The 23,627-nt window shown below is 70.0% G+C and carries 24 protein-coding genes; 20 read left to right on the forward strand and 4 right to left on the reverse strand.

Translation table 11 applies throughout. The features are described from left to right. The first annotated feature begins 52 nt into the window (after window positions 1-52). The gene (gene accD, locus V8Z80_RS13845; protein WP_336062382.1) at window positions 53-931 is read left to right on the forward strand and encodes an acetyl-CoA carboxylase, carboxyltransferase subunit beta; all 879 of its coding nucleotides are present in this window, start codon (window positions 53-55) and stop codon (window positions 929-931) included. A 130-nt stretch (window positions 932-1,061) separates the two neighbouring features. After that, window positions 1,062-1,664 carry an acyloxyacyl hydrolase gene (locus tag V8Z80_RS13850; protein ID WP_155194958.1) on the forward strand — a complete coding sequence of 201 codons (603 nt, stop codon included), beginning with the start codon at window positions 1,062-1,064 and terminating at the stop codon, window positions 1,662-1,664. Between the two features lie 125 nt (window positions 1,665-1,789). Here V8Z80_RS13850 and V8Z80_RS13855 read toward each other — a convergent pair whose 3' ends face one another. Then, window positions 1,790-5,014: an Rne/Rng family ribonuclease gene (locus V8Z80_RS13855; RefSeq protein ID WP_336062383.1), complete on the reverse strand. Its 3,225-nt coding sequence runs from the start codon at window positions 5,012-5,014 to the stop codon at window positions 1,790-1,792. 497 nt (window positions 5,015-5,511) lie between these two features. Between V8Z80_RS13855 and V8Z80_RS13860 the strand changes: the two genes are divergently transcribed. The 5 genes from V8Z80_RS13860 (at window position 5,512) to V8Z80_RS13880 (ending at window position 10,222) form a co-directional block, all read left to right on the forward strand. Continuing rightward, window positions 5,512-6,528: an RluA family pseudouridine synthase gene (locus V8Z80_RS13860; RefSeq protein WP_442951978.1), complete on the forward strand. Its 1,017-nt coding sequence runs from the start codon at window positions 5,512-5,514 to the stop codon at window positions 6,526-6,528. After that, window positions 6,515-7,189: an HAD-IA family hydrolase gene (locus V8Z80_RS13865; protein ID WP_336062384.1), complete on the forward strand. Its 675-nt coding sequence runs from the start codon at window positions 6,515-6,517 to the stop codon at window positions 7,187-7,189. The genes V8Z80_RS13860 and V8Z80_RS13865 overlap by 14 nt, the downstream gene beginning before the upstream one ends. Window positions 7,190-7,329: 140 nt before the next feature. After that, complete coding sequence (gene msrP, locus V8Z80_RS13870; protein ID WP_336062385.1) at window positions 7,330-8,298, forward strand: protein-methionine-sulfoxide reductase catalytic subunit MsrP; 969 nt, start codon at window positions 7,330-7,332, stop codon at window positions 8,296-8,298. 6 nt (window positions 8,299-8,304) lie between these two features. Then, entirely contained in the window at window positions 8,305-8,937 is a 633-nt protein-coding gene (locus V8Z80_RS13875; RefSeq protein ID WP_336062386.1) for a sulfite oxidase heme-binding subunit YedZ, read from the forward strand. 85 nt (window positions 8,938-9,022) lie between these two features. Next, window positions 9,023-10,222, forward strand: a complete 1,200-nt coding sequence (locus V8Z80_RS13880) for a benzoate/H(+) symporter BenE family transporter (RefSeq protein WP_442951979.1) — start codon at window positions 9,023-9,025, stop codon at window positions 10,220-10,222. 3 nt (window positions 10,223-10,225) lie between these two features. Here V8Z80_RS13880 and V8Z80_RS13885 read toward each other — a convergent pair whose 3' ends face one another. Genes V8Z80_RS13885 through V8Z80_RS13895 form a run of 3 tightly spaced genes read right to left on the reverse strand, consistent with a single transcriptional unit; the run spans window position 10,226 to window position 12,422 of the window. Then, window positions 10,226-11,047 (reverse strand): N-acetylmuramoyl-L-alanine amidase, encoded by an 822-nt coding sequence (locus V8Z80_RS13885; protein WP_442951980.1) that lies wholly within the window; start codon window positions 11,045-11,047, stop codon window positions 10,226-10,228. After that, window positions 11,047-11,772 carry an SAM-dependent methyltransferase gene (locus V8Z80_RS13890; RefSeq protein ID WP_336062388.1) on the reverse strand — a complete coding sequence of 242 codons (726 nt, stop codon included), beginning with the start codon at window positions 11,770-11,772 and terminating at the stop codon, window positions 11,047-11,049. The genes V8Z80_RS13885 and V8Z80_RS13890 overlap by 1 nt, the downstream gene beginning before the upstream one ends. Beyond that, window positions 11,769-12,422: a Maf family nucleotide pyrophosphatase gene (locus V8Z80_RS13895; protein ID WP_155194966.1), complete on the reverse strand. Its 654-nt coding sequence runs from the start codon at window positions 12,420-12,422 to the stop codon at window positions 11,769-11,771. The genes V8Z80_RS13890 and V8Z80_RS13895 overlap by 4 nt, the downstream gene beginning before the upstream one ends. 317 nt (window positions 12,423-12,739) lie before the next feature. On the opposite strand from V8Z80_RS13895, the gene V8Z80_RS13900 reads away from it, so the two are divergent. From V8Z80_RS13900 to V8Z80_RS13960, 13 genes are all read left to right on the forward strand, one after another. Further along, window positions 12,740-13,276 carry a DUF177 domain-containing protein gene (locus V8Z80_RS13900; protein WP_155194982.1) on the forward strand — a complete coding sequence of 179 codons (537 nt, stop codon included), beginning with the start codon at window positions 12,740-12,742 and terminating at the stop codon, window positions 13,274-13,276. An 86-nt stretch (window positions 13,277-13,362) separates the two neighbouring features. Then, window positions 13,363-13,545, forward strand: coding sequence for a 50S ribosomal protein L32 (gene rpmF, locus V8Z80_RS13905; protein ID WP_155194967.1), 183 nt, complete (start codon window positions 13,363-13,365; stop codon window positions 13,543-13,545). Between the two features lie 39 nt (window positions 13,546-13,584). Further along, window positions 13,585-14,664, forward strand: a complete 1,080-nt coding sequence (gene plsX, locus V8Z80_RS13910) for a phosphate acyltransferase PlsX (RefSeq protein WP_336062390.1) — start codon at window positions 13,585-13,587, stop codon at window positions 14,662-14,664. After that, window positions 14,661-15,650 (forward strand): beta-ketoacyl-ACP synthase III, encoded by a 990-nt coding sequence (locus V8Z80_RS13915; RefSeq protein WP_155194968.1) that lies wholly within the window; start codon window positions 14,661-14,663, stop codon window positions 15,648-15,650. The genes plsX and V8Z80_RS13915 overlap by 4 nt, the downstream gene beginning before the upstream one ends. A 54-nt stretch (window positions 15,651-15,704) precedes the next feature. Then, complete coding sequence (gene fabD / locus V8Z80_RS13920; RefSeq protein ID WP_155194969.1) at window positions 15,705-16,640, forward strand: ACP S-malonyltransferase; 936 nt, start codon at window positions 15,705-15,707, stop codon at window positions 16,638-16,640. A gap of 14 nt (window positions 16,641-16,654) precedes the next feature. Next, window positions 16,655-17,392: a 3-oxoacyl-ACP reductase FabG gene (gene fabG / locus V8Z80_RS13925; protein WP_155194970.1), complete on the forward strand. Its 738-nt coding sequence runs from the start codon at window positions 16,655-16,657 to the stop codon at window positions 17,390-17,392. Window positions 17,393-17,546: 154 nt separating this feature from the next. Then, the gene (gene acpP / locus V8Z80_RS13930; RefSeq protein WP_155194971.1) at window positions 17,547-17,786 is read left to right on the forward strand and encodes an acyl carrier protein; all 240 of its coding nucleotides are present in this window, start codon (window positions 17,547-17,549) and stop codon (window positions 17,784-17,786) included. Window positions 17,787-18,043: 257 nt separating this feature from the next. Further along, on the forward strand, window positions 18,044-19,273 hold the full coding sequence (fabF, locus tag V8Z80_RS13935; protein WP_336062391.1) for a beta-ketoacyl-ACP synthase II: 1,230 nt from the start codon (window positions 18,044-18,046) through the stop codon (window positions 19,271-19,273). Then, window positions 19,274-19,858 carry a hypothetical protein gene (locus V8Z80_RS13940; RefSeq protein WP_336062393.1) on the forward strand — a complete coding sequence of 195 codons (585 nt, stop codon included), beginning with the start codon at window positions 19,274-19,276 and terminating at the stop codon, window positions 19,856-19,858. It begins immediately after the preceding gene. Further along, a complete protein-coding gene (gene rpoE, locus V8Z80_RS13945; protein WP_336062394.1) occupies window positions 19,855-20,454 on the forward strand; it encodes an RNA polymerase sigma factor RpoE in 600 nt (199 codons plus the stop codon). The genes V8Z80_RS13940 and rpoE overlap by 4 nt, the downstream gene beginning before the upstream one ends. A gap of 13 nt (window positions 20,455-20,467) precedes the next feature. After that, window positions 20,468-20,974, forward strand: a complete 507-nt coding sequence (locus V8Z80_RS13950; RefSeq protein ID WP_155194974.1) for a sigma-E factor negative regulatory protein — start codon at window positions 20,468-20,470, stop codon at window positions 20,972-20,974. Window positions 20,975-21,003: 29 nt separating this feature from the next. Further along, window positions 21,004-22,059: a MucB/RseB C-terminal domain-containing protein gene (locus V8Z80_RS13955; RefSeq protein ID WP_336062415.1), complete on the forward strand. Its 1,056-nt coding sequence runs from the start codon at window positions 21,004-21,006 to the stop codon at window positions 22,057-22,059. 43 nt (window positions 22,060-22,102) lie between these two features. After that, window positions 22,103-23,584, forward strand: a complete 1,482-nt coding sequence (locus V8Z80_RS13960; protein ID WP_336062395.1) for a Do family serine endopeptidase — start codon at window positions 22,103-22,105, stop codon at window positions 23,582-23,584. Window positions 23,585-23,627 lie beyond the last annotated feature (43 nt).

Genomic DNA, 23,627 nt, shown 5'->3' on the forward strand with positions numbered 1-23,627 from the left:
CGCCGCCGGCATAACCGAACCGCTTTCGGCCAAACGATAACGAGTCATCACCATGAGTTGGATCGAAAAACTCCTGCCTCCCCGGATCAACAAGACCAGCAACGAGCAGGCTTCGCGCCGCGTGCCCGAAGGCCTGTGGGTCAAGTGTCCGTCGTGCGAGACCGTGCTGTACAACGAGGACCTGGCCGCCAACCTGCACGTGTGCCCCAAGTGCAGCCACCACATGCGCATCGGCGCGCGCGCGCGCATCGATTCGCTGCTGGACATCGAGGGCCGGGTCGAGATCGGCGGCAACGTGCGGTCGGTCGATACGCTCAAGTTCAAGGACTCGCGCAAGTATCCCGAGCGCCTGGCCGAGGCCGCCAAGCAGACCGGCGAGAGCGACGCACTGGTGGTCATGAGCGGCAGCATCCGGGGCGTGGCCACCACGCTGGCCTGCTTCGAGTTCGAGTTCATGGGCGGCTCCATGGGCTCGGTGGTGGGCGAGCGCTTTGCCCGCGGCGTGCAGGCGGCATTGGATAACAAGACGCCTTTCATCTGCGTGGCCGCCTCCGGGGGCGCGCGCATGCAGGAGAGCCTGCTCTCGCTCATGCAGATGGCCAAGACCAACGCCATGCTCACGCGGCTGTCGGCCGCCGGCCTGCCTTTCATCAGCGTGCTGACCGATCCCACCATGGGCGGGGTGTCGGCCAGTTTCGCCTTCATGGGCGATGTGGTCATCGCCGAGCCCAAGGCCCTGATCGGCTTTGCCGGCCCGCGTGTGATCGAGCAGACGGTGCGCGAGAAACTGCCCGAGGGCTTCCAGCGCTCGGAATTCCTGCTGCAAAAAGGCGCCATCGACATGGTGGTGGACCGCCGCCAGCTGCGCGAGGAACTGGCGCGCCTGCTGGCGCTGCTGACCAAGCAGCCGGTGGAAGCCGTATCGGCCTGACGCCCCAGGGGTCTTGCAGGCGGCTGCGGGTTTTTTCTGCTAATTTTGCGGGCATGAGCCTTGGGGGCACGCCGTCATGGTGACGGCGTGCCCCCAAGGCCGAACACTCATTGTTGGAGAGTCTTCGATCATGCACAAAAACAAGAACGGCCTTCGCGGCCTGGCCGCCGCCCGCAAGCGCCTGGGCATCCCGCGCGCGCTGGCGGGCCTGGGGCTGTTGGCCGCCGCCGCAGGCCTGGGCACCGCTGCCCAGGCCCAACCGGCGCAAGGCACCCAGGGCGGCATCAGCGTCCACGCCGGCGTGGGCGAGCATTACAAGCGCCTGGGCGTGAACTACGAAACGCCGTCGTTCTGGACCCACCGCTTCGGCAGCGACTGGGGCCGCCTGGACCTGGTGGGCGAACTGGGCGTGGCCTATTGGCAGGCCGACGGCTCTCGCAGCCCCGGCCACGTGTGGCAGTTCAATGCCGTCCCGATGTTCCGTTGGTGGATCGGCGCCAGCGAGCGCGCCTATATCGAGGCAGGCATCGGCGCCACCGTCTTTACCAGCACCCGCTTTGCCGACGAGGCCATCAGCACGGCCTTCCAGTTCGGCGACCACATCGGCGCGGGTTTCCTCATCAACGACGCCAACCGCATCGGCATTCGCTACTCGCATTTCTCCAATGCCAGCATCAAGCGCCCCAATCCGGGCCTGGATGTGCTGCAGCTGACCTATACCTATCAGTTCTGATCGGCACCGGCTTGCGCCGAAAAAAAGCCCGCGACAGCGGGCTTTTTTTCATGCGCCGCCCATGCGAGGGCGGCGTGCGCGCAGCACCAGGCGGCAGCACGGCCGCCTGGCGTGCCCGGCGGCTACTACTTGCCGAGCGTCTCGACCTGCACCAGCGGGGCGTTGGAGATGGGCGGCTGCGGCTTGCGGGCGCGCCCCAGCTTGGGCGGGGGCACCTGTGCCAGGCTGGCTTGCAAGGCTTCGGCCCGGCCCGGCGCAGTCTCCACCCATTGCAGGCCCGCGGCGGCGATCACCTCGTGCAGGCGCTGCTGGCTGGGCGCGGGCTCGGCCCCGGACGCGGCCGGCCCGGCTTGGGCGGTAGCGGCCTGGATGGCAGCGGCCTGGACAGGAGCGGCCTGGACAGGAGCGGCCTGGGCAGCAGCGGCGGCTGGCTCGGCTTGGGCGGCAGCGGCGGGTTCGGCCTGGACCGGTGCCGGGGTGGCCGGCTGGGTCGTGGCGGCAGGTGCCGCCAGCGGATCGCCCGCGGCCGGGACGAGGGCCGGTTCGGCCTGGGCCAGCGCTTGTTCCGTGCTGGCCGGCGTGGCCGTCACGGTTTCGGCCGGGAAGGGCAGGGGCTGGTCAGGCTGGGCCGGTTCGCCGGCTTGCTCTTGCGCGGGCGTATCGGCCTGCGCTTCGGGCTGGGCGGGGACCGCGGCCTGGGCCGGCTCGGCCTGGGCGCGTTCCTCGGCGGCCTGGGCCGGCTCCTCGGCCGGGGCCTGGGGCGCTGCTGGCGGTTCGGCGGTCTGCGCGGCGCGCAGGGCCGGATCCACCAGGGTCGAGACCGGCTCGGGCGCGGCGGGCGGCTCGGCGGCAGGCGGTTGCGCCTGCGCGGCAGCTTCGGCGGCCAGCGGCACGGCAACCGCCGGAGCGTATGCCGGGATGGTCGGCGCCGGCGCTTGTCCGGCATCGTCTTCGGCCTGCGCCTGGCCTTCGGCGCGGTTTTCGTCGGCCGAACCGTCCTGCGTGCCTGCGCCTGCCTCTTCACCGCTGCGGCGGCCCCGGCGGCTGCGGCGGCGGCGGCGCTTGCGTTCCGGGTCGCCGGTCTCGCCGTTTTGGTCGTCGGCTGCCGGGTGCAGCGCCAGGGCGGCATCGGCGGCGGTCTCGTCCCGGGCGCCAGCCTGGGGCGCGGCCTCGGTCACCGGCTGCTCGGGCGCCGCCGCGGTCTTGGCCGGCACCGCTTCGTCGATGCTCTGGGCCAGGGCGGCGACCATGTCTTCCTGCGATTGCGCCACGGCCGTGGCGCCTGCGGCTTCCTCGCGGCGCGGGCCGCGGTTGCGGCCACGGCGGCTGCGGCCGGAGCGGCCGTTTTCGCCGGCCTCGGCCATCGCCTGCGGATCGGCCGGCGCGATGGCGGGCTGGCGCGTCGTGGTGTCGCGTTCGGCCTCCTGGCGGCGGCCGCCGCGGCTGCCGCGCCGAGCGGTGTCCTCGCCCGCGGCCTCAACGGCGGCCGGGCCTTCGCGGCGCTCGCCGCGGCGGTTGCGCGAGCGTTCGCGGCCTTCGCCGCGGCCGCGTTCCTGGCCATCGGCACGGCGCGATTTCTCGCGCGGCGTGGCGGCCGGCTGGGCAGCGGCCGGCTCGGCGCTGGCCGCCGGCGAACCGCCCAGCCATTGCATCATGCGTTTGAACAGGCCGCCCAGGCCGCCGGCGGCGGCGGCTGCCGGCGCGGCGGGCGCCTCGGCCGCCGGAGCCGGGGCCGAGACGGGCGCCGGCTGGGCAGGCGTGATGCCCTTGACCAGCGCTTCGGGGCGGGTCTTGATTTCCTGCTCGCGCGGCGTCCAGGCGACGTTGGTGGCCGGCGCCTCGGCCAGCTCGAAGCTGGCGCGGGTCTGCTCCAGGCGCGGATCGTCGTGGCGCAGGCGCTCCAGGTGATGGTGCGGGGTTTCCAGGTGCTTGTTGGGTATCAGCACCAGGTTGACCTTCAGGCGGGCCTCCATCTTGGCGATGTCGGCGCGCTTCTCGTTCAAGAGGAAGGTGGCCACTTCGACGGGCACCTGGGCGTGCACCGCCGCGGTGTTCTCCTTCATGGCCTCTTCCTGGATCAGGCGCAGCACGTGCAGCGCGCTGGATTCGGCGTCGCGGATCACGCCGGTGCCGTTGCAGCGCGGGCAGGTCACGTGCGAACCCTCGTTCAGGGCCGGGCGCAGGCGCTGGCGCGAAAGCTCCATCAGGCCAAAGCGCGAGATCTTGCCCATCTGCACGCGGGCGCGGTCGAAATGCAAGGCATCGCGCAGGCGGTTCTCGACGGCGCGCTGGTTCTTGCTGTCCTCCATGTCGATGAAATCGATCACGATCAGCCCGCCCAGGTCGCGCAGGCGCAACTGGCGGGCCACTTCGTCGGCGGCCTCCAGGTTGGTGCGCAGGGCCGTTTCCTCGATGTCGGCGCCGCGGGTCGAGCGCGCCGAGTTCACGTCCACCGCCACCAAGGCCTCGGTGTGGTCGATCACCACCGCGCCGCCCGAGGGCAGCTCGACCGTGCGCGAATAGGCCGTCTCGATCTGGTGCTCGATCTGGAAGCGCGAGAACAGCGGGATGTCGTCGCGGTAGCGTTTGACGCGCTGGACGTTGTCCGGCATCACCACGCTCATGAAGGCCACCGCCTGGTCGGCGATGTCGTCGGTATCGATGAGGATCTCGCCGATCTCGGGCGAGAAATAGTCGCGGATGGCCCGGATGACCAGGCTCGATTCCAGGTAGATCAGGATGGGCGCGGCGTTCTCGCGCGCCGCGCCGTCGATGGCGTTCCACAGCTGCAGCAGGTAGGACAGGTCCCATTGCAGTTCTTCGACGCTGCGGCCGATGCCGGCGGTGCGCGCGATGATGCTCATGCCCTGGGGCACTTGCAGCTGGTCCATCGTCTCGCGCAGTTCCTGGCGGTCCTCGCCCTCGACGCGGCGCGAGACGCCGCCGCCGCGCGGGTTGTTGGGCATGAGCACCAGGTAGCGGCCGGCCAGCGATACGAAGGTCGTCAGCGCGGCGCCCTTGTTGCCGCGCTCTTCCTTCTCGACCTGGACGATGAGCTCCTGGCCTTCGTGCAGCGCCTCCTTGATGGTGGCGCTGCGCACGTCCACGCCTTCCTTGAAGTAGCTGCGCGCCACTTCCTTGAAGGGCAAAAAGCCGTGGCGGTCTTCGCCGTAGTTGACGAAGCAGGCTTCCAGGCCCGGCTCGATGCGGGTGATGACGCCTTTGTAGATGTTGCCTTTGCGCTGTTCGCGGCCGGCGGTTTCTATGTCAAGGTCGATGAGCTTTTGCCCATCGACGATGGCAACGCGCAGTTCTTCCTGGTGCGTTGCATTGAACAGCATGCGCTTCATGAGTGATGATCTCCATGGTCAGACGCGCCGAAATCGGCGCATCGCCTCGGGTCACTCGGTGTGCGGGGCTGAAGCAGGCAAGAGCGGGTGGCGCGGTTGCCCGCGCCACCGACGGTGGTCTAGGCGGGCACGGCACGCCCTAAGGCGCGGGGTTCGGTCAGCAGGGGGGTCAGGCGCACGGGTTGTGTTTTTGACGAGAAAGGTTGCTGTAAGAACACAGATGCGGGAAATATCGCACGCATCTGCTGCATGCATTGTGACGACGTTTTCTTGCTTTGAGTTCAGAGCCGCGTTCGGCCGGCAACGGGGGCTGCGTATCGTGGCGGGCCTAAGTGCTACATCGCCAATGGCAGCCGCGGCTGGGCCGACGACCAAGTGCCCCTGGGGCGGGATTCGGCGGCGGTACAATGACGGCCCGCGCTCCGGACGGAGACGCCAACATAATTGCATCTCTACGCCGGGCGGCTATATCCAGCCCCTTCAGGCTGGATGATTATATGCCGCTTTCCGCAATGCGCAAAGAAGACCCTCCCCAGAGCCCGTCCCCGGGCCATCCCCGCCGGCCGGCGGCCGGCGCCGCGCCGGCCGTGCGGCTGGTCGAGGTCTCGGCCGAACATGCCGGCCAGCGGCTGGACAACTTCCTGCTGCGCGAGTGCAAGGGCGTCCCCAAAAGCCATCTCTACAAGGCCATCCGGGGGGGGCAGGTGCGCGTGAACAAGGGCCGGGCCAGCGCCGAGACCCGGCTGGCCGGCGGCGACGTGGTCCGCATCCCGCCCCTGCGCCTGCCCGACCCCGGCCAACCCCGCCCCGTGCCCGGCACCGAATTCCCGGTGGTCTACGAGGACGAGGCCCTGCTGGTGGTGGACAAGCCGGCCGGGGTGGCGGTGCATGGCGGCAGCGGGGTCTCGTTCGGCGTGATCGAGCAGCTCAGGGCCGCCCGGCCGGCCCAGCCCTTTCTCGAGCTGGCGCATCGGCTCGACCGCGAAACCTCCGGCCTGCTGATGCTGGCCAAGAACCGCCGGGCCCTGCTGGCCCTGCATGAAATGCTGCGCGAGGGCCGGGGCCGCAAGCGCTATTACGCGCTGGTCGAGGGCGACTGGGTCAACGACCGGCAGCACATCCGGCTGCCGCTGCTTAAATGGACCACCCGCAGCGGCGAGCGCCGCGTGCGGGTGGACGAGGCCGGGCAGTTCGCCCATACCGTGGTTACGCTGCAACGCCGCTATGGCGCGTTCAGCCTGGTGCAAGCCGAGCTGCGCACCGGCCGCACGCACCAGATCCGCGTGCACCTGGCCGCCAGCGGCTTTCCCATCGTGGGCGACGACAAGTACGGCCGCGACGCCACGCGCCACGCCTTTGCGCAGCAGGGCTTTGCCCGCATGTTCCTGCACGCCTTCAGCCTGGAAATGGATCATCCCTTGGGCGCGGAGCCCTTGCACCTGCGGGCCGAGCTGCCTGCGGCGTGCCAGGCCGTGCTCGATCAACTGGAGAAAGACGCCCATGACGCCCCTTAGCGCCCAGTCCTACAGCCTGGTGGTGTTCGACTGGGACGGCACGCTGATGGATTCCACCCACAGCATCGTGGCCGCCATCCAGGCGGCCTGCCGGGACCTGGACTTGCCCGTGCCGTCGGCCTCGGCCGCCAGCTGGGTCATCGGCCTGTCCCTGGAAAGCGCCCTGCGCCGCGCCGTGCCCGGGCTGACCGCCGCCCTGATGCCGCGCTTCCTGGAGCGCTACCGCATCCATTACCTGACGCGCGACCCCGAGCTGCGCCTGTTCGAGGGCATCCCGGGGCTGCTGGAGGACCTGGCCGCGCGCAACATCCGCCTGGCCGTGGCCACCGGCAAGAGCCGCGTGGGCCTGAACCGCGTGCTGGCCGCCACCGGCCTGGGGCCGCGCTTCGAGACCACCCGCTGCGCCGACGAATCGTTCAGCAAGCCGCATCCGGCCATGCTGCACGAGATCATGCAAGAGCTGGACGTGCCGCCCGCGCAGGTGCTGATGATCGGGGACACCTCGCACGATCTGCAGATGGCGGCCAACGCCGGGGTGCATGCGCTAGGCGTGACCTACGGCGCGCACGAGCACAAGGAGCTGCTGGCCTGTGCGCCGCAGGCCATCGTGCACGACGTGGCGGGCCTGCGCGAGTGGCTGTTGCCGCGCGTGGCGGCCTGAGCGGGCGGGGCGGCAGGCCGGATGCCCGCGCCGCCGCGCCGTGTGCGGGGGCGCGGCGGGAACCGGCGGCGCGCCGGCTTGTCCAAGGACCACGACGGTATGGCCCGCGCGGCCGGTCGCTTTCCTTTCGGAGCCCTGCGATGTCGAAATTCAAGATCCCGGCCGTGCCGTCCAGCGAAATCACCCCGCCCGAAGTCTGGCAGGCGCGCCGCGAGTGGATCGCCCGCGCCGGCGCCGCGGCCCTGGCGCTGGGCGCGCCCTCCTGGGCGCACCGCCGGGCGATGGCGGCGCCGGCGCCGGGCTCGCCGCTGCCCGGCAAGCCCGATCCGCGCTACGCGGTCATGGACGCGCCCACACCCGAGCGGGACGTCACTTCCTACAACAACTACTACGAGTTCGGCACCGACAAGGGCGATCCGGCGCGCCATGCCGCGGCCCTGCGCCTGGATCCCTGGGCCGTCGCCGTGCAGGGCGAGGCGGCCCGGCCGCGCAGCTTCGCGCTCGAAGACCTGCTCAAGCTGGCGCCCATGCAAGAGCGCGTATACCGGCTGCGCTGCGTAGAGGGCTGGTCCATGGTCATTCCCTGGGTCGGCTATTCCTTGTCCGAATTGCTCAAGCAGGTCGAGCCGACCGGCAACGCCAGGTACGTCGAGTTCGTCACCGCCATGCAGCCCGAGAACATGCGCGGGCTGAAGTCGTCGGTGCTCGAATGGCCGTATACCGAGGTGCTGCGCATGGACGAGGCCATGCATCCGCTGACCATGCTGGTTTTCGGCCTGTACGGCAAGGTGCTGCCCCAGCAGAACGGCGCGCCCGTACGCCTGGCCGTGCCCTGGAAGTACGGGTTCAAGTCGGCCAAGTCGCTGGTGGCCATACGCCTGCACGAAAAGCCGCTGCCCAGCAGCTGGATGCGCGCGGCGCCGCACGAGTACGGCTTTTACGCCAACGTCAACCCCGAGGTGCCGCATCCGCGCTGGAGCCAGGCCACCGAGCGGCGCATCGGCGAAGGGGGCTTGTTCGCGCCCAAGCGCAAGACCTTGATGTTCAACGGCTATGCCGAGCAGGTGGCCTCGCTCTACCAGGGCCTGGACCTGCGGGCCAACTACTGAAGCGGCATGGGCATCGCTAGGCCGGCCGCCCTCGATGCCCGGACGGTGGACCGGCTCAAGCCGCTGCTCTTCGCGCTGGGGCTGTTTCCCTTGGCCCGCTGGTTCTGGCTGGGCTGGCAAGGCGGGCTGGGCGCCAACCCGGTGGAATTCCTGACGCGCTCGTCCGGGACCTGGACGCTGGTGTGCCTGCTGGCGACGCTGGCCGTCACGCCGCTGCGCAGGCTGCTGGGCGCGCCGGCCCTGGTGCGGCTGCGGCGCATGTGCGGGCTGTTCGCCTTCTTCTATGCCAGCCTGCACTGCCTGGCCTGGGCCGGCTGGGAGCAGGGGTTTAGCGCTGCAGGCATGTGGGCCGATTTCCTGCAGCGGCCCTTCGTGACGGTGGGCTTGACCGCCTTTGCGCTGATGGCCCTGCTGGCCCTGACTTCGACGCGGGGCTGGATGCGCCGCCTGGGCCCGCGCTGGCAGGCGCTGCACCGCTCGGTGTACGCCGTGGGCGTGCTGGCGATCGTGCATTATTGGCTGCACAAGGCGGGCAAGAACGATTTTGCCGAGGTCTGGCTCTACGGCGGCGTGCTGGCCGCGTTGCTGGGCTGGCGGGCATGGCACGCGGCTAGGCAGCGGGCGGCCAGGCCGCGTTAGGCGGCATTCAGTTAAGCTTGGCTCCTTTGCGCCGCAGCGCGCCGGATGGGCGCGCCAGGCGCGCCATGCCCATTGCTTCGCGCCCATGCAGCCTGCGACTTCTCCCGCCGTCCGCGTGCCGATACGGCCCGGCGACTTTTCCCTTTCGGCCTTCGTGGCCGGCTTCGTCTGCGTCCTGGTGGGCTTTACCAGCTCCGCCGTCATCGTATTCCAGGCGGCCCAGGCCAGCGGCGCCGGGCCGGCCGAGACGGCCTCGTGGATATGGGCGCTGGGCCTGGGTTGCGGCCTGACGAGCATCGGGCTGTCGCTGCGCTACCGCCAGCCTGTCGTGACGGCCTGGTCCACGCCCGGCGCCGCGCTGCTGGTGGCCAGCACCATGGGCCTGAGCCTGCCGCAGGCCACCGGCGTGTTCATGGCGGTGGGCTTGCTGGTCCTGCTGTGCGGCGTCACGCGCAGCTTCGAGCGGGCCATGTCGCGCATCCCCTTGCCGCTGGCCGGCGCCATGCTGGCCGGCGTGCTGCTGCGTTTCGGGCTGGAGGTGTTCCTGGCCATGCAAAGCCAGTTCCTGCTGGTGCTGGCCATGGCCGCGTTCTACCTGGCCGGGCGCCGCGCCTGGCCGCGCTATGCGGTGCTGGGGGCGCTGCTGGCCGGCGTGGCGGTGGCCGCCACGCAAGGCCAGCTGCACCTGGACCAGGTCCAGGCCAGGCTGGCGACGCCGATATTCACGGCGCCCGAGTTCTCCTGGGAAGCGCTGGTCGGCATGGCGCTGCCGCTGTTCGTGGTCACCATGGCCTCGCAGAACGTGCCGGGAGTGGCCACGCTGCGCGCCTCGGGCTATGACGCGCCGATCTCGCCCCTGATCTCCTGGTGCGGCCTGGCCACGCTGGTGCTGGCTCCCTTTGGCGGCTTCTCCGTCAACCTGGCGGCGATCACGGCGGCCATCTGCATGGGGCCCGAAGCCCACGCCGACCGCAACAAGCGCTATACCGCGGCCGTGGCCGCCGGCCTGTTCTACCTGCTCATCGGCCTGTTCGGCGCCACGCTGGTGGCGCTGCTGGCGGCGTTTCCCCGCGAGCTGGTGGCGGCCATCGCGGGGCTGGCCCTGATCAACACCATCGGCGGCGGCCTGGCCACCGCCGTGCAGGACGAGACCCAGCGCGAGCCGGCGCTGCTGACCTTCCTGGTCACGGCATCGGGGGTGACGCTGATGGGCATCGGCTCGGCCTTCTGGGGGCTGGTGGCGGGCGTGCTGGCGATGCTGGTGCTGCGCCGCGCGCGGCGCTGAGCGTCAGTCCGGCAGGCTTTGCAGGATGGCGGCGCTTTGGGCGTCGAAGCGGCCCTCGTAGTCGGAGGGGCGGTAGCGCAGCTGGAAGGCCACCAGCGCCTTGACGGTCTGCTCGTCGGCCACGCCGTGCTGCGGCACCGCGTAGCCCAGGCGGTGCAGTTGCGATTGGAACCAGGCCACGTCGGGCACCGTTCCCGCCTCGTATTCGGCCTGCAGCCGCGCCGCGGCCGCCTCGTCGTACCAGCGACCCAGGCCGGCCTGCGCCAGCCGCTTCCAGGGAAACAGCGGACCCGGATCCCATTTCCGGCGCGGCGCGATGTCGCTGTGCGCCACGATGTCGCGCGCCGCGATGCCGTGGCGCTGCACGATGTCGCGCATCAGCGCGATCAGCGTCTCGATCTGCGCATCGGAATAGGGGTGCCATTGCGGCTTGCCGTCGGCGCCGGTGGTCCAGCCCGGGTTGACGATCTCGATGCCGATGGAGCTGGCGTTCAGCCAGGTCCGTCCGTGCCATTGGCTTTGGCCGGCGTGCCAGGCACTGCGGTGTTCGTCGACCAGCCGGTAGACGCGCGGGCGCGGCTCGTCGGTGATCAGGTAGTGGCTGCTGACCTGGCCGCGGCTGAGCACCTTGAGCGACTGCGCGTTGCCCGAGCCGGTGTAGTGCAGCACCAGAAAACGCACGCGGCTGCTCTGGCCGAGCGCCTGCACCGAGGTGTCGATGTCCAGCCCTTGCGGGCCGGTGCCGGCGCAGCCGGCCAGCAGGCCCGCCAGCCCGAGGCAGCCGGCCCGCAGCTGCCACGTCCGCTGCCAGCGCGCGATCGCCACTAGCGCCCCGCCAGGAACAGGAAAAGCGTGGGCAGCTTGTCCAGCTGGGGGGGCGGCTGCTGTTTCCATTGCGCCACGGTGCGCGTGCATATCCACTCCTGCGGGGTCGTCAGCGCGCGCGCCACGCACAGGCGTGTGTCGCCGCGCAGGGCAGCCAGCAGGGTGGCGAACATCGCGCCGTTGCGATAGGGGGTTTCGATCAGCATCTGCGTCTGATTGGCGCGGGCCGAGGATTGTTCCCAGGCCTTGAGCTGCTGGGCGCGCTCCTGCGGGTTGACCGGCGCATAGCCATGAAAGGCGAAGCGCTGGCCGTCCAGTCCGCTGGCCATCAGGCCCAGCAGCAGCGAAGAGGGGCCGACCCAGGGCTTGACCTGCATGCCCATGCGGTGGGCGAGCTCGACCACGCGCGCGCCGGGGTCGGCCACTGCCGGGCAGCCGGCCTCGGACACCAGGCCGATGTCGCGGCCCGCTTGCAGCGGCGCCAGCCATTCGTTCATCTGCTGCGCCGTGGTGCGCGCATCCAGGGTATGGATCTGGATTTCCTGCAGCGGCCGCGCCGTGCCGGCCAGCTTCAGGAAGGCCCGGGCGGTCTTGGCGTTCTCGGCGATGTAGCAATCGATCCGGCCGGCCAGCTCGCGCACCGTTTGCGGCAGCCAGCTCTCGATCGGGGCATCGCCCAGGCCGACCGGGATCAGGTGCAGGGCGGCTGTGTGCGATGCGTTCATGGGGTCGCTTGCGCGTGCTGCGCGGGCAGGTGACGCAGGGGATCCAGGCCGAATTCGGCCAGCATGGCCGTCAGGGCGATCAGCGGCAACCCGATGATGGCGGTGGGGTCGTCGCTGTGCATGCTTTGCATCAGGGCGATGCCCAGGCTCTCGGCCTTGGCGCTGCCCGCCGTGTCGTAGGGGCGCTCGGCCAGCAGGTAGGCCTGGATGGCCGCCTCGTCCAGCGTGCGGAAGCGGCATTCGGTGACCACGTCGCGCGCCAGCCAGCGCTGCCCGTCAGTGACGGCCAGGGCGCTGTGGAAGCGGACCGTGCGGCCCGAGAGCCGCCGCAGCTGCGCCTGCGCCTGCGCATGGCCGCCGGGCTTGCCCACCGGCGCGCCATCCACGGCGGCGACCTGGTCCGAGCCGATTACCACCGCGCCAGGGTGCCGCCCGGCCACGGCCTGCGCCTTGGCCCGCGCCAGGCGCAGGGCCAGTTCGCCGGGCGGCTCGCCCGGCAGGGGCGTCTCGTCCACCTGTGGCGGCTCGGCAACGAACGGCAGGCGCAGGCGCTCGAGCATCTCGCGCCGGTAGCGCGAGGTCGAGGCCAGGATCAGCAAGGGGCGGTCCGCCGGGCCGGCGCCGCCGCGGGGTGGGTTATCGAGGCTCATCTAAAATTGACGCGTGCATGGAATGCGCAGTATTATTGCCCGTTTTGCGGCGGCGTGCGTGCCCTTGCGGGCGCGGTGTTTGCGGGCCCCGGTTCGTGGCCGCTGCGGCGGCGCTGGCAAGACGCCCGGCAAGAGCCCTGGAGCCCAGGGACCAGATCCAGGCAGGAAACCAAAGGACTGAAAACCGGTCAAGCAAGGCAAGCCGGCGGCATGGCGGCGATGCCGGGTCGTGGCCGGCGTGCGGGACGGTGCGAGACACCAGGGAGGGAGCGACTGTGGCCGATGCGCATCAAGCAGCCGACATCAATCCTTCGGCGATGGATGTCTTCGAATTCGTGCGCTTGCGCAGGCATGCGCAGGGCGAGGTCGGCCTGGGCCGCTTCGTCCGGCTCCTGCAGGACCTGCCCGAGCAGCCGCAGGGCGAGGCGGGCCTGGTACGCTGGGCCATCGACGGCGAGCAGGGCACCCGCGGCGAGCAGCTGCTGCGCCTGCAGATCCAGGCCCGGCCGCTCGTGCAGTGCCAGCGCTGCCTGCAGCCTTTTGCCTGGCCCGTCCAGGCCGAGGTGCTGCTGCAGCCGGTGCTGACCGAGGCCGAGCTCGACGAGGGCCTGCCGCTGGACGAGGAAGAAGACCTGGATGCGAGCCAGCCCGAAAAGGTGCTGGGGTCGCGCCGGTTCGACCTGCTGGCGCAGATCGAGGATGAGCTGATTCTGAGCATCCCGTATGTGCCGCGCCACGAGGTCTGCCCCGATGGCAGCCCGGGCGCTGGCGGCGCCCAGGCGCAGGACGAGCGCCGCCCTTCGCCCTTCGAGGCGCTGGCCAGGCTCAAGCGTAACGATGCCGACAAGGCATGAAGTCAGAATCACAGGCAGTACGTAGTTCCGTTAGATAAACATCGGGTCCGCATGTCGTACAATGCGGCCCGTTCCAAGGAGTCATCATGGCTGTTCAGCAAAACAAAAAGAGTCCCTCGAAGCGTGGCATGCACCGCTCCCACGATTTCCTGGGCAATCCTCCCACCGCCGTCGAACCCACGACCGGCGAAGTGCACCTGCGTCACCACATCAGCCCCAACGGCGTGTACCGGGGCCGCAAGGTTCTGAAGACCAAGAACGACGAGTAAGCTGCAAGCCTGCTGCCTGCGCGCTGATTCCTGGCATCCGTGACACGCATTGCCATCGACTGCATGGGCGGGGACGCCGGCCTGCCCGTAACGGTGCCGGCCGCCGTCGAGTTCGCCCAGCGGCATCCCGATGTGCAGCTCCTGCTGGTGGGGCTGGCCAGCGAAATCGAGCAATCGCTCGCGTCGCATCGTGACGCGCCGCGCGATCGCATCGAGGTCGTCCACGCCGCCGAGGTCGTCTCCATGGACGATTCGGTCGAGGTCGCCTTGCGCCGCAAGAAAGACTCGTCCATGCGCCTGGCCGCCCAGGCGGTCAAGGACGGGCGCGCCGACGCCTGCGTGTCGGCCGGCAACACCGGCGCCTGGATGGCGATCTCGCGCTACGTGCTCAAGACGCTGGACGGCATCGACCGGCCGGCCATCGCCACGTCCATTCCCAGCCAGACCGGCGCCACGACCATGCTGGACCTGGGCGCCAACGTCGATTGCACCGCCGAGCACCTGCTGCAGTTCGCCATCATGGGCAGCGCGCTGGCCCAGGCCGTGGACCAGCGCGAGCGTCCTTCCGTGGGCTTGCTCAACATCGGCGAGGAAGTCATCAAGGGCAATGACGTGGTCAAGCAGGCCGCCGAGCTGCTGCGCGCCAGCCAGCTGAATTTCCACGGCAACGTCGAGGGCGACGACATTTTCAAGGGCACGGTCGACGTGGTGGTCTGCGACGGCTTCGTGGGCAATGTCGTGCTCAAGTCCATCGAAGGCCTGGCCAGGATGCTGGGCTCGATGATCCGCGAAGAATTCAAGCGCAATCCCTATACGCTGCTGGCCGGCGCCGTGGCCACGCCCGTGCTCAACCGTTTCCGCCAGCGCGTGGACAACCGCCGCTACAACGGCGCGGCCCTGCTGGGCCTGCGCGGCGTGGTCATCAAGAGCCATGGCTCGGCCGATGTCTATGCCTACGGCTTTGCGCTGCAGCGGGCCCGCGAGGCCGTCATCAGCCGCCTGCTCGAGCGCACCGCGCACGGCGTGGCGCAAATGACCGGCTTGAGCGCGCCCGCGCCGGACGGCGTCCGGGCGCCCGAGCCGCCCCTGGCCGAAGGATCCACTGGAAGCTCCCTATGACGCAGAACGCTTATTCGCATGCCGCCATCGCTGGCTCGGGCAGCTTCCTGCCTTCGCGCGTGGTCACCAACGACGACCTGGCGGCCGAGCTGGCCACCCGTGGCATCGAGACCTCCGACCAGTGGATCGTCGAGCGCACCGGCATCCGCCAGCGGCACCTGGCCGAGCGCGGCGTGCGCACCAGCGAGCTGGCCACCGAGGCCGCCCGCCGCGCCCTGGACGACGCCGGCATGGCGGCGGACGAGCTGGACCTGATCATCGTGGCCACGTCCACGCCCGACTACGTGTTTCCCAGCACCGCCTGCCTGGTGCAGGCCAACCTGGGCAACCAGGGGGCGGCGGCCTTCGACGTGCAGGCGGTGTGCAGCGGTTTCGTCTACGCGCTCTCGACGGCCGAGGCCTACATCCGCGCCGGCCGCGCCCGCTGCGCGCTGGTGATCGGCGCCGAGGTGTTTTCGCGCATCCTCGACTGGAACGACCGCTCGACCTGCGTGCTGTTCGGCGACGGGGCTGGCGCGGTGGTGCTCAAGGCCTGCGACACGCCGGGCGTGCTGGCCTCGGCCCTGCATGCCGACGGCAGCCTGATGAAGATCCTGTGCGCGGCCGGCAACGTGGCCTATGGCGAAGTCACCGGCGATCCTTTCCTGCGCATGGACGGCCAGGCCGTCTTCAAGCAGGCCGTGACCGTGCTCGAGCGCTCGGCGCGCAAGGTTTGCGCAGAGGCCGGCGTGTCGGTGCAGGACATCGATTGGCTGGTGCCGCACCAGGCCAACGTGCGCATCCTCAATTTCCTGGCGCGCAAGCTGGACGTCTCGCTGGACAAGGTGGTCCTGGCGCTGGACAAGCATGCCAACACCTCGGCGGCCAGCGTGCCGCTGGCCTTCGACATGGCGCGCCGCGACGGGCGCATCCAGGCCGGGCAACTGGTGCTGCTGCAAGGCGTGGGCGGCGGATTCACCTGGGGTTCGGTGCTCGTCCGGGTATGACGGCGCCCGGGCGCCGCACTATGGGCTAAGAATACCTACAACAGGGCTACCTTCATGAAAATCGCTTTCGTTTTCCCGGGGCAGGGCTCGCAGTCGGTCGGCATGCTCGATGCCTGGCAGGGCAATGCCGCCGTAGCCGACACCCTGGCCGCCGCCTCGCAGGCGCTGGGCCAGGACCTGGCCGCGTTGATCGGGCAAGGGCCGGCCGAGCAGCTGAACCTGACCACCAATACCCAGCCGGCCATGCTGGCCGCGGGCGTGGCGCTTTACCGGGCCTGGCTGGCGGCCGGCGGCGCGCAGCCGGCCGTGGTGGCCGGCCACAGCCTGGGCGAATACGCCGCGCTGACGGCCGCCGGCTCGCTGGCGCTCGAGGACGCGGTGCGGCTGGTGCGCATCCGGGCCGATGCCATGCAGGCAGCCGTGCCGGTGGGCACGGGCGCCATGGCCGCCATCCTGGGCCTGGACGACGATGCGGTGCGCCAGGCCTGCAGCCAGGCCGCCCAGGGCGAAGTGGTCGAGGCGGTCAATTTCAACGCGCCGGCCCAGGTCGTGATCGCCGGCCACAAGGCGGCGGTCGAGCGCGCCTGCGAGGCCGCCAAGGCCGCCGGGGCCAAGCGTGCGCTGCCGCTGCCGGTCTCGGCGCCTTTCCATTCCAGCCTGCTCAAGCCTGCCGCCGACGTGCTGCGGGATGCCTTGTCGAAGGTACAGGTGAACCCGCCTGCCATCGCCGTGATCAATAACGTCGACGTGGCCCAGGTCAGCGATCCGCAGGCCGTGCGCGATGCCCTGGTGCGCCAGGCCTGGCACCCGGTGCGCTGGGTCGAGACCTTGCGCGCCATGAAGGCCCAGGGCGTGACGCACGTGGTCGAATGCGGCCCGGGCAAGGTCCTGGCCGGCCTGACCCGCCGCATCGATCCGGATCTGGTGGGGCTGGCCATCACCGACCCGGCCTCGCTCGAAGCCGCCCTGGCTACCCTGTCCGCCAACTGAAAAGAGAATCAAGCATGGATCTGCAAGGCAAAGTCGCCCTGGTGACCGGCGCTACGCGCGGCATCGGACGGGCCATTGCGCAAGAACTCGCCCAGCAGGGCGCCACCGTGGTGGGCACCGCCACTTCCGAAGCAGGCGCGCAATCGATCAGCGAAGCCCTGCAGGCGCAGGGCGGGCGCGGCGTGGTCCTGGACGTTACCGACGCCGAGGCCTGCAGCGCCCTGATCGAAGCCCTGGGCAAGGAAGGCGGCGGCCCGCACATCCTGGTCAACAACGCGGGCATCACCCGCGACACCCTGGCCATGCGCATGAAGGACGAGGACTGGTCGGCGGTCATCGACACCAACCTGGCGGCGGTGTTCCGCCTGTCCCGCGCGGTGCTGCGCAACATGATGAAGGCCCGCTGGGGCCGCATCATCAACATCACCTCGGTGGTGGGCGCCAGCGGCAACGCGGGCCAGGCCAACTACGCGGCCGCCAAGGCCGGCGTGGCCGGCATGTCGCGCGCCCTGGCCCGCGAGCTGGGCAGCCGCGGCATCACGGTCAATTGCGTGGCGCCGGGTTTCATCGAGACCGACATGACCCGCGCGCTGGACGACAGCCAGACGGCGGCGCTGCTGGGCCAGATCCCGCTGGGCCGGCTGGGCTCGCCGGCCGACGTGGCCCACGCCGTGGCGTTCCTGGCCAGCCAGCAGGCGGGTTACATTACCGGTACGACCCTGCACGTGAACGGCGGCATGTATATGCAGTAAATGACGGCATCCTGCCGTCGGGCAGGCATCGCCGCCCGGCCCTGGCGCCTGCCGCGCCCCGGGGACGATGCCTGTGTTTTTAGTCATGGCCTCGTGTTTGCTAACCTCTACGCTTGGCTATAATTCGCGGGATTTTTCCCAATTGGAGATCTGCATGGAAAGCATCGAACAGCGCGTCAAGAAGATCGTCGCTGAACAACTTGGCGTGAACGAAGCCGAGATCAAGAACGAATCTTCCTTCCTTGACGACCTCGGTGCCGATTCGCTCGACATGGTCGAACTGGTCATGGCTCTGGAAGACGAATTCGAGACCGAGATCCCCGACGAAGAGGCCGAAAAGATCACGACGGTTCAGCAGGCGGTCGACTACATCAACGCGCACGCCAAGCAATAAGTACCGTTCTCTCGTGCCGGCCGGCTCGCCTGGAGCGCCGGCACGGGATGCGGGCGCCGTCAGGCTGCCGTCCGGCCAGGTCGTGCCTGGGCTGCATGGCTTTGGCTTGCCGGCGCTTTCGCGCCAGCGCGCGGCCTGCCGCATGACGGGCGTCACGTCATGCCGCCCTTGCGCCGCACCCAGGTTCCAGCGCCCGTTCCGGGCCGGCCTGCCCGAGCCTGCAGCGCAGGCATTTTCATCTGTTTGAGGAGTCTTCCGTGAAGCGACGTGTCGTCATCACCGGATTGGGTATCGTCAGCCCGGTCGGCAACGATATTTCGACCGCCTGGGACAATATCGTCAACGGCCGGTCGGGCATTGGCCGCATCTCGCGCTTCGATCCGTCCGTGCTGACCACGCACATCGCCGGCGAGGTCAAGGATTTCGACGTCACCCAGTACATTCCCGCCAAGGAAGCCCGGCAGATGGATACCTTCATCCATTACGGCTTTGCCGCCGGCGTGCAGGCCTGGCGCGACAGCGGACTGGAGGTCACGGACGCCAATGCCGAGCGCATCGGCGTGATCGTGGGCTCGGGCATCGGCGGGCTGCCGCGCATCGAGGAAACCCAGACCGACCTGCTCGAGCGCGGGCCGCGGCGGATTTCGCCGTTCTTCGTGCCGGCCTCGCTGATCAACCTGATTTCCGGGCAGCTGTCCATCCATTTCGGCATGAAGGGCCCCAGCTATGCCGTGGTCTCGGCCTGCACGACCGGGCTGCACTGCATCGGCGATGCGGCCCGCCTGATCGAATACGGCGATGCCGACGTGATGGTGGCCGGCGGCGCCGAATCCACCGTCTCGCCCCTGGGCATCGGCGGCTTTGCCGCCATGCGCGCGCTCTCGACCCGCAACGACGACCCCACGGCGGCTTCGCGCCCCTGGGACCGCGACCGCGACGGTTTCGTGCTGGGCGAGGGCGCCGGCGTGCTGGTGCTCGAGGAATACGAGCACGCCAAGAAGCGCGGGGCGCGCATCTATGGCGAGTTCGCCGGCTACGGCATGAGCTCGGACGCGCATCACATCACCGCGCCGGACCGCGACGGCCCGCGCCGCGGGATAGTCAACGCGCTGCGCAACGGCGGCCTCAATCCCGAGGACGTCCAGTATGTGAACGCTCACGGCACGTCCACCCCCCTGGGCGACAAGAACGAGACCGAGGCGCTGAAGCTGGCCTTCGGCGGGCATGCCAGCAAGCTGGTGGTCAATTCGACCAAGTCCATGACCGGGCACCTGCTGGGCGCGGCCGGCGGTATCGAGGCCGTGTTCACCACCCTGGCCGTGCACCACCAGGTCTCGCCGCCGACCATCAACATCGTCAACCAGGATCCCGAGTGCGACCTGGACTACTGCGCCAACCAGGCGCGCGAGATGAAGATCGACGTGGCCCTGTCGAACTCCTTCGGGTTCGGCGGCACCAACGGCTCGATGGCCGTGCGCAGGATCTGAATGGGTCCGGCGGCTGACCCGCACTGGAGCGCATATGCCGTGGCCGGCGACCGGCCTCGGGCGGTCACCGCCCTGGCAGCGCTGGCGGGCTGGGCCGCGGCGCTGGCGCTGGCGGGCCTGGCGCCCGCGTGGGGACAGGCGGCCTGCATGCTGGCCGCCTGCCTCTGGAGCGCCTGGCTCTGGCGCGGGCATGCCCGGCCCGGGCCGGCCCGCACGTTGCGCGTCTCGGCCTGCGGCCGGCATTGGCAACTGGGCGGGGCGGACGGCTGGCAGGACGTCCAGCCCGTGGCGCGCTGGCAGACCGGCGCCTGGCTGACCTTGGACCTGGCGTACACCGGGCGGGATATCGAGCCCGCCACGGCGCTGCCGAACGGAAATATTGCATTGCAAAAAAACACCTGGCGCCTGCTTTGGGCCGGCCTGGCCGGGCCGCACGGATGGGCCGGACGCCGGCCTGGCGCGGCGCGCAGGCGCCGCTGCACGCTTTGGCGCAGCCGCCTGGCCCCGCAGGCCTGGCGGCGGCTGGCCTGGTTGTCGGCCGCCAGCCTGGCGCGCCGGCCGGCGGGCCTGGAGGGCGCAGCGTGAGCGAGCGCGACGCCGACGCCGAACTGGTCGCCCGGGTCCAGCGCGGCGACAAGAAAGCCTTCGACCTGCTGGTGCTCAAGTACCAGCGCAAGATCACGCGCCTGCTCTCGCGCATGATCCGCGACCCCTCGGATATCGAGGACGTGGCCCAGGAGGCCTTCATCAAGGCCTACCGCGCCCTGCCGCAATTCCGGGGCGAGTCGGCCTTCTATACCTGGCTGTACCGCATCGCGGTCAATACCGCCCGCAACTGGATGGCCTCGTCCGGCCGCCGGCCCAGCGCTCCCAATGCGCTGGAGATGGAAGACGGTGAAACTTTTAACGAAACCGACAACCTAACGGACATCAGCACACCGGAATCGGTGGCGGCCAGCCGGGAAATCGCCCAGACGGTCAACGATGCCATCCAGGACCTGCCCGAGGAGCTGCGCACGGCGATCATCCTGCGCGAGATCGAAGGCATGAGCTACGAGGACATCGCCCAGACCATGGACTGCCCGATCGGCACGGTCCGTTCGCGCATATTCCGGGCCCGCGAGGCCATTGCCGCCCGCCTGCGTCCATTGCTGGATGTCGATACCGAGCGTCGCTGGTAAGGAGTTCAACGTTATGCAAACCCAAACCGTATCCCGTACCGAGCATGCCGACACGCAAAGCCATTGGGGCGAGACCTTGTCCGCCTTCATGGACGGCGAGTCGCAGGACACCTGGCCGGTCGACCTGGATACGGCCACCGGCCGCCAGACCTGGAACACCTACCACCTGATCGGCGACGTGCTGCGCAGCCCCGAGCTGGCCATCACGACCAGCGAGCGTTTCCGCGTGCGCCTGTCGCGCGCCATCGAGGACGAGATGCCCATCGTGGCCGCGCCGCGCCGCAACCTGCCGGTACGCCTGGGCCTGTCGGGCCTGGCCGTGGCCGCCGCGGTGGCCTCGGTGGTGTGGGTGGCGCAACCCTATTTCACGCAGCCCGAGACGCCCGCGGGCGTGCAGACCCTGGCCGAGGCCACGCCCGCCGATATGCCGGGCCTGGGCGATTATCTCGAGGCGCACCGCCAGGTGGCCGGCCCCAGCGCGGTGCGCCAGGTGTCGTTCGAACCTGGAGGCATGCGTTGACTGCTCTGCAAAGCCGCGTACAAGGCAGGCTGGCGCGCGCGCCGGCCCCGCGCCTGGGGCGCGCGCTGCGGTGGCGCCGGGGCGCGGGGCTGGCCGCCCTGACCCTGGTGGCCGCCATGGCCGGCGCGCACCAGCGCGCCCTGGCGGCCGAGGGGGCGCAGCAAGGCGCCGCGCCCGACGAGACCGTCATGCTGCTGGCCCGTATCCAGGATGCGGCCCGGCAGCTGGACTACAGCGGCGTGTTCGCCTACCAGCAGGGCGAATACATCGAGTCCTCGCGGGTGACGCACGTGATCGACGGCACCGGCTCGCGCGAGCGCCTGGAGGTGCTGGACGGCCAGCCGCGCGAATACCTGCGGCACAACGACACCGTGCAGTGCCTCATTCCCGAGAAAAAAACCGTCCTGATCGAGCGCCGCCGTCCGGACCGTTTCCCGGGCCTGCTGCTGGGCGACGCCTCCCGCCTGCCCGAGCACTACCGGATCCAGGCCGAATCCAAGCTGCACCGCGTGGCCGGGCGCCAATGCCGGGTCGTGCGGATAGAGCCGCGCGACGACCGCCGCTACGGCTACAAGCTGTGCGCCGATACTTCCACGAACCTGCTGCTCAAGGCGCAGACGGTCGACCGCGACCGCGGCGTGATCGAGCAGGTGTCCTTCACCTCGCTGCGCCTGGGCGCGGACGTCGATCCCGCCTTGCTCGCGCCGGGCTGGTCCACGCAGGACTGGAAGGTGGTCGAGGCCGCCGAGCATCCGGCCGTGGACCTTGCCCGGCAGGGCTGGCGCATCGCCGCCCCGCCCGGCTTCACGCAGGTCATGCAGGTGGCCCGGCCCATGGGGCGGCGCAACTCGGTCAGCCAGCTGGTGCTCTCGGACGGGCTGGCGGCCATCTCCGTATTCATCGAGCCCTACGACGGCAGCCTGGCGGGCGACCATCCGCGCGGGCTGATGCGCCGCGGTCCGATCAACGTCTACGGCACGCGCATCGCCGACTTCTGGGTGACGGTGCTGGGCGAGGTGCCGCCGGCCACGCTCGAGCAGCTGGCCGCCTCCACCGAGTACGTCCCGCTGGCGCCCGCGCAATAGCCAGTTTCTTGCATAGGCCCGAACGGGCTTCCTGGAGCGTTACATGAAGCGATTCCAAACTCTTGCGAACCCCATGGCACGGCGCTGCCACGCCGGCGTGCTGGCCTTGTTGCTGCTGCTGGGCGCGGCCCTGGCCGCCCCGGGCGCGCTGGCGCAGCCGGTGGCAGGCCTGCCCGATTTCACCAGCATCGTCGAGAAGGCCGATCCGGCCGTGGTCAACATCCGCACCACCGCCACCGTGCCGGTGCGGCGCGGCCTGCCCGGCGGCGGCGGCGATCCCTACGAGCTGTTTCGCTGGTTCTTCGGTCCGGACTTCCAGCCGCCCGGCATTCCCGGCCCGCGCCAGGGCCCGCGCGGGCAGCAGCCGCCCACCGAAGAGCGCACGGTGCCGCGCGGCCTGGGTTCGGGCTTCTTCATTTCCCCGGACGGCTACATCCTGACCAACAACCACGTGGTGGCCGATGCCAGCGAGATCTTCGTCACCCTGACGGACGGGCGCGAATTCAAGGCCAAGACCATCGGCACGGACGAGCGCACCGACGTGGCGCTGATCAAGATCGAAGCCGAAGGCATGCCGACCTTGCCCGTGGGCGACAGCAGGGCGCTCAAGAAAGGCCAGTGGGTGCTGGCCATCGGCTCGCCGTTCGGGCTGGACTCCACGGTCACTTCGGGCATCGTCAGCGCCATCGGCCGCGACACGGGCGAGTACCTGCCGTTCATCCAGACCGATGTGGCCGTGAACCCGGGCAACTCCGGCGGCCCGCTGCTGAACCTGAACGGCGAGGTGGTCGGCATCAATTCGCAGATCGTCTCGCGCAGCGGCGGCTTCATGGGCATTTCGCTGGCCATTCCCATCGACGAGGCCATGCGGGTTGTCGAGCAGCTCAAGAAGGACGGCCGCGTCACGCGCGGGCGCATCGGCGTGCAGATCGGCGAAGTGAGCAAGGAGGTGGCCGACGCCATCGGGCTGCCCAGGGCCGAAGGCGCGCTGGTCAGCGGCGTCGAGGCGCAAGGTCCGGCCGACGCGGCCGGCGTGCAGCCCGGCGACGTGATCCAGCGCTTCAACGGCCAGGCCATCCACCGCTGGTCGGACCTGCCGCGCATCGTCGGCGAAACCCGTCCGGGCTCCCAGGTCGACATGGAGCTGTGGCGCAAGGGCCGCAACGTCACCGTCAAGGTCAAGGTGGACGAGCTGGAAACCGGCAAGGCCGTGACTTCGGCCGGCGGCGGCGAGCGCGAGCCGGCGCCCGCCAATGCCCTGGGGCTGACGGTGGCGCCGGTGCCGGCGCAGCTGCGCCAGCAGCTGCGCATCAAGGGCGGCGTGCTGGTGCAGGCGGCCGAGGGCCCGGCCGCGGCCGCCGGGCTGGCCCAGGGCGACGTGGTGCTGGCGGTCAACGACAGCGACGTGACCGGCCCCGAGCAGTTCTACAGGCTGGTCTCCAAGCTGGACAAGAACCGTGCGGCCGGGCTGCTGGTGCGCCGCGGCGACCTCACCCAGTGGGTGGCGGTGCGCCCGGGCAAGTAGGCGCAAGACCGGCTAAAATGGCTGGTTGCCGCAAAAGGGGGCG

Source organism: Orrella sp. JC864, from assembly GCF_037026685.1.
Lineage (GTDB): Bacteria > Pseudomonadota > Gammaproteobacteria > Burkholderiales > Burkholderiaceae_B > Orrella.

Coding starts and splice junctions, on each gene's coding strand:
- accD (WP_336062382.1), top strand. CDS start 53: ATGAGTTGGATCGAAAAACTCCTGCCTCCCCGGATCAACAAGACCAGC.
- V8Z80_RS13850 (WP_155194958.1), top strand. CDS start 1,062: ATGCACAAAAACAAGAACGGCCTTCGCGGCCTGGCCGCCGCCCGCAAG.
- V8Z80_RS13855 (WP_336062383.1), bottom strand. CDS start 5,014: ATGAAGCGCATGCTGTTCAATGCAACGCACCAGGAAGAACTGCGCGTT.
- V8Z80_RS13860 (WP_442951978.1), top strand. CDS start 5,512: ATGCCGCTTTCCGCAATGCGCAAAGAAGACCCTCCCCAGAGCCCGTCC.
- V8Z80_RS13865 (WP_336062384.1), top strand. CDS start 6,515: ATGACGCCCCTTAGCGCCCAGTCCTACAGCCTGGTGGTGTTCGACTGG.
- msrP (WP_336062385.1), top strand. CDS start 7,330: ATGTCGAAATTCAAGATCCCGGCCGTGCCGTCCAGCGAAATCACCCCG.
- V8Z80_RS13875 (WP_336062386.1), top strand. CDS start 8,305: ATGGGCATCGCTAGGCCGGCCGCCCTCGATGCCCGGACGGTGGACCGG.
- V8Z80_RS13880 (WP_442951979.1), top strand. CDS start 9,023: ATGCAGCCTGCGACTTCTCCCGCCGTCCGCGTGCCGATACGGCCCGGC.
- V8Z80_RS13890 (WP_336062388.1), bottom strand. CDS start 11,772: ATGAACGCATCGCACACAGCCGCCCTGCACCTGATCCCGGTCGGCCTG.
- V8Z80_RS13895 (WP_155194966.1), bottom strand. CDS start 12,422: ATGAGCCTCGATAACCCACCCCGCGGCGGCGCCGGCCCGGCGGACCGC.
- V8Z80_RS13900 (WP_155194982.1), top strand. CDS start 12,740: ATGGATGTCTTCGAATTCGTGCGCTTGCGCAGGCATGCGCAGGGCGAG.
- rpmF (WP_155194967.1), top strand. CDS start 13,363: ATGGCTGTTCAGCAAAACAAAAAGAGTCCCTCGAAGCGTGGCATGCAC.
- V8Z80_RS13915 (WP_155194968.1), top strand. CDS start 14,661: ATGACGCAGAACGCTTATTCGCATGCCGCCATCGCTGGCTCGGGCAGC.
- fabD (WP_155194969.1), top strand. CDS start 15,705: ATGAAAATCGCTTTCGTTTTCCCGGGGCAGGGCTCGCAGTCGGTCGGC.
- fabG (WP_155194970.1), top strand. CDS start 16,655: ATGGATCTGCAAGGCAAAGTCGCCCTGGTGACCGGCGCTACGCGCGGC.
- acpP (WP_155194971.1), top strand. CDS start 17,547: ATGGAAAGCATCGAACAGCGCGTCAAGAAGATCGTCGCTGAACAACTT.
- V8Z80_RS13940 (WP_336062393.1), top strand. CDS start 19,274: ATGGGTCCGGCGGCTGACCCGCACTGGAGCGCATATGCCGTGGCCGGC.
- V8Z80_RS13950 (WP_155194974.1), top strand. CDS start 20,468: ATGCAAACCCAAACCGTATCCCGTACCGAGCATGCCGACACGCAAAGC.
- V8Z80_RS13960 (WP_336062395.1), top strand. CDS start 22,103: ATGAAGCGATTCCAAACTCTTGCGAACCCCATGGCACGGCGCTGCCAC.